The following is a 12,742-nucleotide window of genomic DNA, read 5'->3' as shown; positions in this document are numbered from 1 at the left end:
AACAAAGACGTGCTAAAAAAAATCTCAAGCTATGGTTTTTCATAGTAAGTTTGTTGCTATTTCTTCTTTCTTTTACAGCATTTTTTAATGCGGAAACTCTCTTAATTCTGATTGCTGTTCTCTTTCTCCACGAGTTAGGGCATTGGCTCGCAATGAAACTGTACGGTTATGAAAACACATCGATTTTCTTCCTCCCATTTTTTGGGGCGGCGGCGACAGGACGCAAAGACAATGCCACACTCAGCGAAAAAGTTATTGTTTTGCTTGCGGGGCCACTTCCAGGGTTACTTCTGGGCGCTGGTATTGGCATTACTATGCAGGCTAATGGTAATATCCATGACTCTAATGTTTTGTTTATGGCAATCAGTTTGCTAGTAGTTATCAACTACTTAAATTTATTACCCATCATGCCTCTGGATGGAGGGCGTATCGTTAATATACTCTTGTTTTCCCGCCATCCTTATACAGATGTTTTCTTCAAAATTATTACAGTGAGCATTTTTATATTTGCAGGTTTTGGACTGGGAGAAGCACCTTTGCTACCGCTGGGATTTTTAGTTGCTATTACTATACCTTCCAGCTTCCGCAGCGCCAAAGTTTTGCAGAAACTACAGCAGATGCGTCTCCACCAAAACGAGGATGCCAAAAATTTGCTGGCTTCCATTTTCCACACTATCAAAAAATCTGGGTACGCTTCGCTGAATTTTGCCCAAAAATATAGACTTGCTAAAGATATTATCCAACGTTACCAGGAATCTTATGCTAGCTTGACAACAAGGTTGTCTTTATTAGCTTTATATTTGCTCAGTTTAGTCGGAGGTCTGGTGCTTGTAGTTCTCACGTTTGTGCCGTTGCGCTATTTGTCAATAATTTTTTTGAACTTGGTAAGGTAGTTTCGTTGAATATAGGTACACTTTGCACAGATATATCGCAAAATTTTTTCAAAAAGAGGATGACTGGGGAAATGGATGAATATTCGGATATCGATTTGGTGCTAGTCGTAGATGATATTCACTACGAACAAGTTCGCCAAGAGAGACAGGAAATTGCTAGTAATCTTGGTTCCCTACTGGCGGCATTTACTGGCGAACACGTTGGCGAACCGCGACTGCTAATTTGTCTTTATGAAAATCCGCTCATCCACGTTGATTTAAAGTTTGTTTTGTGGGAAAGCTTTAAAAGCGATCGCATCGAAAATCCCGTCATTTTGTGGGAACGGGAAAATCTACTCACCCAAGCTATTTTAGAGAATCCACGCGACTATCCAAAACCGGATTTACAGTGGATCGAAGACCGTTTTTGGGTGTGGATACACTACTGTGCTGGTAAATTAGGCAGAAGCGAACTTTTTGATGTTATCGATGTTATTTCTTATATCCGTGGGATGGTTCTTGCGCCATTAGCGAAAGTACAAGCTGGATTAAAACCTCGTGGTGTGCGTAATTTGGAGAAGGAACTTCCCCATTTGTTACCGGATTTTTGTCAGACAATTCCTTCTAAACACGATGCTGATGAAATTGCGCGATCGCTCCAACACACGGTAAACTTTTATAGGCAGTTGAGGGATGCACTAAAAACACCCGAATTGGTGCTGCGATCGCCAGCCGAAATCGCCTCCACAAATTATCTGCAAACAGTAATCAAAAAACCTAAAATCTAAAAATGTCAAAACCAAAAGTGTTTGTCACTCGCATTCTACCAGATATCGGCATGGAAATGCTGCACCAAATTGCTGAAATCGAAGTTTGGCCCGATCGCTTACCGCCACCCTACGAAATCTTATTAGAAAAAGTGAAAGGCAAAGATGGTTTACTCTGCTTATTAACAGATAAAATCGATAAAAATTTGCTTGAAATATCAGGTTCATCACTAAAAGTAATCAGCCAAATGGCAGTCGGCTACGATAACATCGACATCGCTGCTGCTACCACCAAACGCATCCCCGTCGGACACACTCCCGGCGTGCTAACTGATGCCACAGCCGACTTAACTTGGGCCTTATTAATGACAGCATCGCGGCGAATATTAGAAGCAGATAAATTTACTCGTTCCGGCGAATGGAAAACTTGGGAACCCATTTTATTATTAGGCGCAGATATCAGCGGTGCAACGTTGGGAATCGTTGGTTGCGGACGCATCGGACAAGCGGTTGCGCGTAGGGCTGCTGGTTTCGGAATGCGGATTTTGTATTACAACAAACAGCGTTTAGAACCTTCTTTGGAAGAATCATTAGGTTTGGGATACAGAGAATTTGATGTTTTATTGGCAGAGTCAGACTTTATAACCATCCACACTTCACTTTCTGAAGATACCTATCACTTATTTAGCGATGCCCAGTTTCAAAGAATGAAACAAAATGCAATTTTAATTAACACTGCACGCGGCTCGATCGTCGATGCCGATGCTTTATATCGAGCCTTGACAAATGGTAGAATATCTGGTGCAGCTTTAGACGTCACAGAGCCCGAACCAATTCCTTTAGACAGCCCGTTACTAACTTTAGATAACATTATTATTACACCCCACATTGGCAGCGCCAGTCGCCAAACGCGAGATAAAATGGCGATGATGGCAGCATCTAATTTAGCCGCAGGATTGAAAGGCGAAAAGTTGCCTGATTGCGTGAATCCTGAAGTTTACGGCTAACCATCATGCAGTTTAGATAAAACAAAGGAGTAACACTGATGAACATCGTATTTTCTAAAACAGGTAGAGAAATCAAAGCAGCCATCCAAAAGCGATGCGAACAACTTCAGCAACGCTTGGAAAAGCGCAACCAAGTTTTAGATGAATTCCTCAACGACAAACAAAAAGTACGTTCCTACCTGCTTCGCCCTTCAGAAAATTATTACTCTCACGGTGGAAGCAGCAACTATTTGTTGTATTCCCAAAACGACATTTCCAGCGAACAGAAGCAGCAAATAGACCAACTATGTAAGCGCATTTTCGATATCGAACAAGAGTTACAACGGCTGAAATTAATGACAACCCATTTGGCTGATGACCAAGTTTTCGAGTTAGGTTTCAATGATTTGATTGCTTACGGTTTTGAAGCGAATTTGGAAAGCGAGATGGAATAAAGGGGAGTGCGATCGCATATCCAAAAGCTGAGTTATAGTACAGTCAATCAAATAGAGGATAATAAACTATAATGCCAAAACAACCTCTGGCAGAGGTATTTGGATTCCCGCCAGACAACCTTTCACCAGAAGCAGAACGTTATCGTCGAAATCGCCTTTGTCCTTATAATAATAAAGTTCCTTCTTGCACCAAGGATAAAGCCAACGATCCGTTAGGAGTTTGCAGTGTATTTGAAGGGAATGAGATAGCAATTACCTGTCCGATTCGCTTCCGTCAGGATTGGCTGATTGCAGAAGATGCAGCTTCTTTCTTTTTCCCAGAAAACACAACTTGGACTTCCCTAACCGAAATTCGGCTTAATGATAAAAATGGACTGTCGGCTGGCAATATTGATGTGGTTTTGGTTGCATATAATGACCGAGGTCGCATAATTGATTTTGGGGCATTAGAAATTCAAGCAGTCTACATTTCTGGGAACGTGCGTCAGCCATTTGAGTATTATATGGAAGACCCTAATAATCGCTCGAATATGGATTGGACAGGACAAAAAAACTATCCTCGTCCTGATTATCTATCTTCTTCGCGCAAACGGCTGGCACCGCAGTTAATTTATAAAGGTGGAATATTGAAAACCTGGAATAAAAAGCAGGCTGTAGCATTGCATAAAGGCTTTTTCAATAGGCTGCCAACTTTGCCAGAAGTTGACAAGACGGAAGCCGATATCGCTTGGCTGATTTACGACCTCAAGCATAATCCTGACACAAACTCGTATCACCTATCTCGATCTCGTACAGTTTATACTCAATTTTACCCAGCACTGGAAAGGATTACAATTCCTGAAACTGGTGCGATCGAAGATTTTATCGGTCATTTACAATCAAAGTTAGATGAAAGATTGGATAATCCTCCAGACGCTCCCACATTATTAGATATTCTGTGATAATTTTTAAATGCAACAACTATCCCTGTTTGAAAATAACCAACTCGATCGCATTACCAATGTTTCTTCAGTTCCTCAGCGCAGTCCTTTCCGATATCCAGGTGGAAAAACTTGGTTAGTACCCCGAATTAGACAATGGCTAGATAGTTTACAAAAGCAACCATCTGAGTTTATTGAACCTTTTGCTGGTGGTGGTATCGTCAGTCTCACCGTTGCTTTTGAAGATTTGGCAAATCATGTCACAATGGTGGAAATAGATGAGGAAGTGGCGGCTGTTTGGCATACTATTATTAATGGTGATGGGGAATGGTTAGCCGCTCAAATTGTTAATTTTAATCTATCGCAGACATCTGTAAATACAGTGCTAACGGTAAATAATATTTTAATTCAAGAAAAAGCATTTAAAACTATTTTAAAAAATCGTGTTAATCGGGGTGGTATCTTAGCGGCGGGTGCTGGCACGATCAAAAGTGGTGAAAATGGCAAAGGGTTAAGATCGCGCTGGTATCCTGAGACGCTGAAAAAGAGAATTATAGAAATTATGAAAAGGCGCGAGCGTATTACCTTTATTGAAGGCGATGGTATGGAAGTGTTAAAGGCAAATGCTCATCGTACTGACGCCGTATTTTTTATCGATCCGCCCTATACAGCAGCAGGTAAAAAGGCTGGGAGTCGCCTTTATAATTATTCCGAGATTGACCATGAAGAATTGTTTAGGTTGGCAAGTGCGATCGCAGGTGACTTCCTGATGACTTACGATAATACTGAAGAGGTGCGGCAACTGGCACAAAAACACGGATTTGATACGCAGACTGTGGCGATGAAAAATACCCATCATGCCAAGATGACAGAATTACTAATCGGTCGCAATTTGGATTGGTGTAGATGAGAAGAGTAAACTGGTGTGGGGTATGATGAGTGAGTGCGATCGCATATCCAAAAAGGAACTTAGAGTATACTCAATCAAATATAGTAGTAAGGTGCGTTACACTGCATTAACTCGCCACCTTGTCAATTAAGCCTGCCAAAATTTGTAAAAAAGGACTAATCTTGGTCAATACCACACTAAAATATCCATCTGAGAAGATAGTATCAACCTTTGCAGACAACATGAAATTGCCAGTTCATCGCTGGTTTAGGTATAGTGCTGGTTTTTCTGCACAATGGGTTGAAACCGTTATTACTAAAGCGAAAAAAATGGGAGAGGTTACTCTTCTCGATCCTTTCGCTGGTGCGGGTACAACGTTGCTTGCTGCTGAGAAGGTTGGAGTTGAATGTTATGGCGTTGAAGCTCATCCCTTTATCTATCGCGTAGCAAGAGCAAAGCTTTTATATCGAACTGACGCCGATGCTTATCAGGAGCAGATAATAAAGGTTATAAAATGTGCTGAAAACTTGCAACCTTGTATCGATGATTATCCCAAGCTGATTCGCGAATGTTTCAGTAAAGAATCACTTGAATGCTTAGATAGGTTGCGACAAGCTTCCCATAAATTGTCTGATGATTCTCCGCAATCCAAATTGGTTTGGTTAACGTTAATAGCCATTCTCCGTCATGTTTCTCATGTAGGCACTGCACCTTGGCAGTACATTTTACCGAGCAAAATAAAAAAAACAAGCTTGGAGCCAATGTTAGCTTTTAAACTGATGGCAGAAACCATTGCGACCGATATGAAAATAGCAGAAAAACTAGCCAAACATGAGGCTCAACTGTTTCAATCTGATGCTCGTAGTTGCCTTGGTGTTCCGGATGACTTTGCTAACTTGGTAATCACCTCGCCACCCTACGCGAACAACTATGATTATGCCGATGCTACACGCCTTGAGATGTGCTTCATAGGAGAAATTAAAGGTTGGGGCGATCTTCAGACTGCTGTGCGTCAATACTTAATTCGATCGTGTTCGCAGCACGTAACAAGTAAGAATGTAAATTTGGATGAAGTTCTGACTTCCACCGAATTAGATCCAATTCGATATGATATTATCAAAGTCTGTAACCAGTTATCGCAAGAGCGTCATCTACATGGGGGGAAAAAAAATTATCATCTGATGATTGCGTGCTACTTTTTAGATATGGCGAAAGTTTGGCATTCACTTCGTCGAGTTTGCCAGCATCCTGCAACTGTTTGCTTTGTGATTGGCGATTCTGCTCCCTACGGAATTTATGTGCCGGTAATTGAGTGGATGGGAAAGCTGGCAAAATCTGCGGGATTTGAATCATTCGACTTTGAGCAAATTCGGGATCGCAACGTCAAATGGAAAAACCGCAAGCACAAAGTTCCTCTGTGTGAAGGTTGCTTGTGGGTGCGAGGATAACAAGCACAAAAATAGTTTTTAATAGCTTAATGGCAGAGTCATTTTCACATAAATTGGGTCAGATTATCGGCAACTTAATTCAAGAGTTTATTCGAGAAACACTTGAGGAAGTTGCTAACGAGCAAAGTCTTTACTTGGATTATCAAAAAAAGCGCAAGGCACGCCCTAGTAAAAAGGTATCGTGGGAGGATCGTTATGGCAACTCTCACGACCTTGATTATGTACTCGAACGAGGTGGGACAGAAAATACTCGCGGACTTCCAGCCGCATTTATTGAGACTGCATGGCGACGCTACACTAAGCATTCTAGAAACAAAGCTCAAGAAATCGAAGGAGCGCTTATCCCTCTGGCAGATACTTATAGTCACTTGCGCCCATTCTTAGGTGCTATCCTGGCAGGTGTTTTTACTCCCGGTTCCCTTAATCAATTACAATCTAAAGGGTTTGAAATTCTCTATCTTCAATATGACAGCATAGTTCAGGCATTTGCATCTGTTGGGATTGACGCATCTTTTGATGAAAAGACACCAGAAGTAGAGTTTCAGAATAAGATTGGCCAATGGAATACATTATCGCCGCCAGAAGTTGCAGAAATTAAAAATAAATTACTAAGTTTAGAAAAAGTTAGTATAGATAGCTTTATAAATTCTTTACATCAGTCATTTTCACGCCGCATTCAGGGGGTAACGGTTACTGTCCTACACGGACTGCCTCAGCAAATTACTAATATCGAGCAAGCTATTGAATACATTGAAAATTATGCAGATACTCAACCCACGCCCGCGTCGGCATTGAAGTACGAAGTCGATATTCGCTATAACAATGGAGATTTAATTCATGCGATCTTACAGACTAAAGCTGAAACCATTAGATTTTTAAGGACGTTTGCTTGAAAATTTGCGAGAGTGCGATCGCGCAGCGATGCGTAGCATTATCGCTTTGGGTGATTAATGTTTGTCGTAGTTAGTATGAAAGTAAAATGTGGGCGAATCTAACTTTACGGTTATCCGAATCTCAACAGGTGTAAAATAAAGTGACGATGGGTATGCAGCCACTACTACAGAAGTGCGATCCCTACTTTAAAAATTGATTTCCTACCAAATCAAAACAATATGAAAAAACTCATCAACAACCCCAACGATGTAGTACGCGAAAGTCTGGAAGGCATGGCAATCGCCCATCCCGACCTGATCAAAGTCCACTTCGACCCCCACTTTATCTACCGCGCCGATGCACCAATTCACAACAAAGTGGCTATTATCTCCGGCGGCGGTAGCGGACACGAACCGATGCACGGCGGTTTTGTCGGTTTTGGAATGCTGGATGCTGCTTGTCCGGGCGAAGTTTTCACCTCTCCGACGCCCGACCAAATGTTAGAAGCTGCCAAAATGGTAAACAGCGGTGCAGGTGTTCTCAATATCGTCAAAAACTATAGTGGCGATATTATGAATTTCGAGATGGCGGCGGAACTCGCCCATTCAGAAAATATCCAAGTTGCCAATATTTTGATTGATGATGATGTCGCCGTGAAAGATAGTTTGTACACGCAAGGACGGCGGGGTGTTGGCACTACTGTTTTGGCTGAAAAAATTTGCGGTGCTGCTGCACAAGCGGGATATAATTTAAAGCAAGTTGCCAATCTTTGCCGCCAAGTTAATATCAACGGACGCAGTATGGGAATGGCGCTGACTTCCTGCACTGTACCCGCGAAAGGTTCGCCCACTTTTCAACTCGGCGATGATGAAATGGAAGTGGGGATTGGTATCCACGGGGAACCGGGAAGACAAAGAATGTCGCTGAAATCGGCGGATGAAATTACGGAAATGTTGGCTATTTCGATTATCGAAGATTCTGCTTATACTCGCACGGTGCGGGAATGGGATGCAAACAAAGGTGAATGGGTAGAGGTAGAATTGATTAATCCACCGTTACAAAGTGGCGATTCGGTTCTCGCTTTTGTCAATGGTATGGGAGGTACTCCTCTGTCTGAGTTGTATATTGTTTATCGCAAATTGGCAGAAATTTGCGATCGGAAGGGATTGAAGATTGTACGAAATTCGATCGGCCCTTACATCACCTCTTTGGAAATGCAAGGTTGTTCTATCACTTTGCTCAAAATGAATGATGAAATGATTAAACTTTGGGATGCGCCAGTCAAAACACCTGCTTTCCGTTGGGGGATGTAATATTATGACCGCAGCTATCAATTCTAAATTTGTCAAGATTCAGGGTGCAAATATTCATTATCTCGAATCGGGAGAACAGAATACCAAATCAGTGTTGTTTCTCCACGGCGCAAGTTTTAGTTCCCAAACTTGGAAAGATATCGGGACTCTGAATCTATTAGCTGAAAAAGAATACAGGGCAGTTGCTGTGGATGTTCCCGGATATGGAAATTCTGAGAGAATATCTGGTTCGCCTGGAGAGTTTTTGCTGGAAGTAATTGAGGTATTAAACTTAAATAAACCAGTTTTAATATCTCCATCTATGAGTGGAAATTACAGTTTACCTTTTGTTGTCAATCATTCAGAAAAGTTGAGCGGGTTTGTTCCTGTTGCGCCTGTGGGGATTATGATGTTTACTCAGCAATTGCAAGGAATCCAATTGCCGACGCTGGCAATTTGGGGAAGTAATGATACGATCGTCCCTGTGGCAATTGCCGATGAGTTGCTGAAAGTGATGCCGAATGCCGATAAGATAGTATTGGAAAATGCGGGTCACGCCTGCTATATGCGGGCAACTGATGAGTTTCACCAACACTTAATTAATTTTTGCGATCGCTGTTTATCAAAAAGTTAAAAATATGCTTACAAAACAGCAAATTTTAGACTGGTTGCAGTCTGTTGCAGTAGTTTTAGAACAGAATAAAAATTATCTGACGGAACTCGATGCCGCTATTGGCGATGCGGATCACGGTATCAATATGAATCGCGGTTTCCAAAAGGTAATTACTCAATTACCCGGTGTCGCCGATAAAGATATCGGTACTATTCTCAAAACAGTTAGCATGACTCTAATTTCCTCTGTCGGTGGTGCTAGCGGCCCACTTTACGGTACTCTATTTTTGAGGGCGAGTACGGCAGCTGCGGGAAAGCAGGAATTAAACAATCAAGATACGATCGCTTTCTTGGAAGCTGCTGTCGATGGTGTTGTACAAAGGGGTAAAGCGAACTTGGGTGATAAAACAATGTTGGATGCTTTATCACCAGCTAAAAATGCTTTTAAGCAAGCCGTTGCTGATGGTGCGAGTACGCAAGAAGCGTTACAAAAAGCGGTAGCTGCTGCTGAGGAAGGAGTGAAAAATACGATACCTTTGGTGGCGAAGAAAGGAAGAGCGAGTTATTTGGGCGATCGCAGCATCGGTCACCAAGACCCAGGTGCTACTTCATCTTATCTTATCCTCAAAACTCTGTTAGAAACCATCACCCCTGCATGACATTTAATCGCCCTCCAGAAAACGGGTTTCTTTCGCTTAAAAAGCTAGAATTTTGTTGAATCCATCTTGAGAAACCCGGTTTCTTAGCAATGACATACGATCGCCGTCAATTTATCACCACTTTTGGCATGGCAGCATTAGCTACCCAATTGCCACAAATCGCCAAAGCTGACTCTTTTCCACCATCACAAATTATTAAACCGCCCCAACTGAAAGTAGGCGATACGGTTGGGTTAGTTAACCCTGCTGGTGTTACTTCTGCTGAAGATATCGAAGATGCCAAGAAAACGTTAGAATCGCTGGGATTAAAAATTAAATTGGGCAATCATTTGCTCGATCGCTACGGTTATCTGGCAGGTAAAGATAGCGATCGCGCTGCTGATGTCAATGCTATGTTTGCCGATTCATCAGTGCAGGCAATCATCGCCGGACGAGGCGGTTGGGGTTGCAATCGCATTTTACCATTGTTGGATTACAAACTCATCCGCAACAATCCAAAAATTATGATGGGCTACAGCGATATTACTTCGTTGCTGTTAGCAATTTATGTGAAAAGTGGTGTGGTAACTTTTCACGGGCCAGTGGGAACATCCACTTGGAATGAGTTTACAACAAATTACGCCAAGCGGATTTTGTTTAATGGTGAAAATGTGGTGATGCAAAATCCCCCTAGTAGCGGCGAAACTACCACTACTCCCATTTGTACGCAAACAATTACCCCCGGAAAAGCTAAGGGTAAATTGGTGGGTGGCAATTTATCTGTGTTGGCAGCAATGGTAGGGTCTGCTTATCTGCCTGACTGGAAACAAACTATTTTATTTGTGGAAGAAGTGGAAGAGGAAGTTTACCGAGTTGACCGGATGCTGACGCAACTGAAATTGGCAGGAATTCTCAACCAAATTGCTGGTTTTATTTTTGGACAATGTACTGATTGCGATCCAAAGGATCGGGAAAAATCGCTCACACTGATGCAAGTTTTAAGAGAACACATACAACCATTGGGAATTCCTGCTTGGTACGGTTCGGCGATCGGTCATATTAAAGATAAGTTTACTTTGCCAATTGGCGTGCAAGTACAAATCGATGCGCTCTCCGGCACTATTGAGATGTTAGAGAGCGCTACAATTAGTCGATCGCACTAATTACGATAGCTGCCCACAAGCTCAGATTCTTGTTGTTTGAGGCGATAACCTACACCGTGAACTGTTTCGATCAAGTCATTAGGGGCTCCTACCGATCTGAGTTTGTTGCGTAAACTTTTGATGTGAGCTTTTACAGTACTTTCTTCTGGGGGAGATTCTAGCGACCAAATCCTTTCGATGATCACACTGCGGGGCAATACCCGGCGACCGTTACGGAGAAAAAGTTCCAGCAAACAGTATTCTTTCGGGGTTAAATGCAGACATCGATCTTGATAAGCGACTTCATAAGTACTTGGATCGAGGCGCAAGTTTCCCCACCCCAAAACTGGCGGTAAAGAAAAAATTCCCCGTCGCAGTAAAGCACGAATTCGCGCAAATAGTTCTTGTAGATCGATCGGTTTGACGATATAATCATCTGCTCCGGCATCCAATCCGTTGACTTTATCCGTGCTGGTGTCGAGGGCTGTAATTATGATTACAGGTAGGCTGTAACCGTGCGATCGCAATCGTTTGCAAAGCGTCAGCCCATCCAGTTCCGGAAGCATCACATCTAACAGAATCAAGTCGTAGCAAAGGGTTTTGATTTGTTGCCAAGCAGATTCCCCATCGTGGACGACATCAACTACATAACGCTGATCCGTCAGGGCTTCTGATAGAGCTTCAGCAACCAACAAATCATCTTCGACTAGGAGAATCCTCATAGTGGAGATATCTTTCAAATTTAAAGGTGAACGGATGCAAAAACTACAAAACTGTATACCTGTTTTAGGGAGAATGATTTAAAACAAATTGGTTTCAACTTAAACAATGTTTGGACAAAAAACAGCCGACTTCATCCCTCTTTCTTGAGGGTGATGCCAATAAAAAGTTTGTCATTTTAGGCCGATCCCCGTGTGGTTAGCCCCGATCTTTCTCAGGGTAAGCAGGAGAATTCTGCCCTTTCATTAAATTATTACAGGATTTGACAAACATTAAGAAGATATATGGAAACTAATTAGGCATTTCCACGGGACAACGAGGGATCTAGAAGAGATGGGGTGAGGGGGGAAAAGCAGGAAAGCTTCTTAATTCAAAGCTTTTAGCAGCTTCCTCCTTAAAATTAAGAAAAATGAAACGCTCTAAAGTTTTCTAGGGCTTGAACAACACGGCCCTAGTTGTGCGATCGCTCTGCTTATATACCACATAAAGATGAAATTTATACTTCACTTAAAAAAAATATAAACTAGCTTTTAGATTGGGGGATTTGAAGGGCGTTGCAAAAGTTACAAGATAGAAGTAGCACTCTATTTGGTAAAATGGAGAACGAAGTAAAGATGTCCGTGATTCCTAAAAACATCGAGCCTTACGAAACAGCCTGCGAGCAATGTGAGAACACCTTGGAAGTAAAGGTTGGCCAAGAAAAACTCTGCATTTTAAAAGAGGAACTAGCGGCTTGTCAAGCAGCACAAGCCGAACGCCAGCACTACAAGGATCTGTTCGATTTGGCACCGGATGGCTACCTGGTGACGGACGCACAAGGAGTAATTCAGGAAGCCAACCGCGCTGCTGCAACTCTACTCAACGTGTCCCAGGAATTTTTGGCGGGTAAACCCTTGGTAATTTTTGTCGCCGAACAACAGCGTCGGTTGTTTCACGCCAAACTGACGAGGCGGATGCGCCTCAGCAATCCCGTACAGGAATGGGACGTGCTGCTTGTGCCGTGCGATCGCGAACCAATTAACGCTAGTGCCAGGGTAACTCTAATGCGCGATCGCGAAGGCAAACCAGTCGCCTTGGGTTGGTTGCTGCGGGACATCAGCGATCGCAAGCAAGCAGAGTTGGCGCTGC

Annotated in this window: 14 protein-coding genes; 13 read left to right on the top strand and 1 reads right to left on the bottom strand. The window is 42.6% G+C overall.

Annotation, left to right across the window (positions count from 1 at the left end; genetic code table 11):
- The 12 genes from H6S82_RS04795 to H6S82_RS04740 form a co-directional block, all read left to right on the top strand.
- On the top strand, positions 1–893 hold an 893-nt coding region (locus H6S82_RS04795; protein ID WP_347339461.1), incomplete at its 5' end, for a site-2 protease family protein.
- A 59-nt stretch (positions 894–952) separates the two neighbouring features.
- The gene (locus H6S82_RS04790) at positions 953–1,660 is read left to right on the top strand and encodes an aminoglycoside 6-adenylyltransferase (RefSeq protein ID WP_190473791.1); all 708 of its coding nucleotides are present in this window, start codon (positions 953–955) and stop codon (positions 1,658–1,660) included.
- Between the two features lie 2 nt (positions 1,661–1,662).
- A complete protein-coding gene (locus H6S82_RS04785; RefSeq protein ID WP_190473789.1) occupies positions 1,663–2,646 on the top strand; it encodes a D-glycerate dehydrogenase in 984 nt (327 codons plus the stop codon).
- Between the two features lie 38 nt (positions 2,647–2,684).
- Positions 2,685–3,080 (top strand): hypothetical protein, encoded by a 396-nt coding sequence (locus H6S82_RS04780; protein ID WP_190473785.1) that lies wholly within the window; start codon positions 2,685–2,687, stop codon positions 3,078–3,080.
- A gap of 71 nt (positions 3,081–3,151) precedes the next feature.
- Positions 3,152–4,021 (top strand): NotI family restriction endonuclease, encoded by an 870-nt coding sequence (locus tag H6S82_RS04775; protein ID WP_190473782.1) that lies wholly within the window; start codon positions 3,152–3,154, stop codon positions 4,019–4,021.
- A 10-nt stretch (positions 4,022–4,031) separates the two neighbouring features.
- Positions 4,032–4,910 (top strand): DNA adenine methylase, encoded by an 879-nt coding sequence (locus H6S82_RS04770; protein ID WP_190473780.1) that lies wholly within the window; start codon positions 4,032–4,034, stop codon positions 4,908–4,910.
- A gap of 221 nt (positions 4,911–5,131) precedes the next feature.
- The gene (locus H6S82_RS04765) at positions 5,132–6,337 is read left to right on the top strand and encodes a DNA methyltransferase (RefSeq protein WP_190473803.1); all 1,206 of its coding nucleotides are present in this window, start codon (positions 5,132–5,134) and stop codon (positions 6,335–6,337) included.
- A 29-nt stretch (positions 6,338–6,366) separates the two neighbouring features.
- Complete coding sequence (locus H6S82_RS04760) at positions 6,367–7,230, top strand: DNA methylase (RefSeq protein WP_190473778.1); 864 nt, start codon at positions 6,367–6,369, stop codon at positions 7,228–7,230.
- Between the two features lie 219 nt (positions 7,231–7,449).
- The gene (dhaK, locus tag H6S82_RS04755; RefSeq protein WP_190473776.1) at positions 7,450–8,523 is read left to right on the top strand and encodes a dihydroxyacetone kinase subunit DhaK; all 1,074 of its coding nucleotides are present in this window, start codon (positions 7,450–7,452) and stop codon (positions 8,521–8,523) included.
- A 4-nt stretch (positions 8,524–8,527) separates the two neighbouring features.
- A complete protein-coding gene (locus tag H6S82_RS04750) occupies positions 8,528–9,136 on the top strand; it encodes an alpha/beta hydrolase (protein WP_190473774.1) in 609 nt (202 codons plus the stop codon).
- Positions 9,137–9,140: 4 nt separating this feature from the next.
- Positions 9,141–9,773 (top strand): dihydroxyacetone kinase subunit DhaL, encoded by a 633-nt coding sequence (dhaL, locus tag H6S82_RS04745; RefSeq protein WP_190473772.1) that lies wholly within the window; start codon positions 9,141–9,143, stop codon positions 9,771–9,773.
- Between the two features lie 89 nt (positions 9,774–9,862).
- On the top strand, positions 9,863–10,915 hold the full coding sequence (locus tag H6S82_RS04740) for an LD-carboxypeptidase (RefSeq protein WP_190473770.1): 1,053 nt from the start codon (positions 9,863–9,865) through the stop codon (positions 10,913–10,915).
- Here the strand turns inward: H6S82_RS04740 and H6S82_RS04735 are convergent.
- Positions 10,912–11,616, bottom strand: coding sequence for a response regulator transcription factor (locus H6S82_RS04735; protein ID WP_190473768.1), 705 nt, complete (start codon positions 11,614–11,616; stop codon positions 10,912–10,914). The genes H6S82_RS04740 and H6S82_RS04735 overlap by 4 nt on opposite strands.
- A gap of 594 nt (positions 11,617–12,210) precedes the next feature.
- Here H6S82_RS04735 and H6S82_RS04730 point away from each other — a divergent pair.
- The coding region (locus H6S82_RS04730) for a PAS domain-containing protein (RefSeq protein WP_191056043.1) at positions 12,211–12,742 on the top strand (532 nt) is incomplete at its 3' end.

Origin of the sequence: Planktothrix sp. FACHB-1355 (assembly GCF_014748295.1) — a bacterium.
GTDB lineage: Bacteria > Cyanobacteriota > Cyanobacteriia > Cyanobacteriales > Aerosakkonemataceae > Aerosakkonema > Aerosakkonema funiforme_A.
Note: the sequence above shows the minus strand (reverse complement) of the source record. Positions and strands in the feature narration are given on the sequence as shown.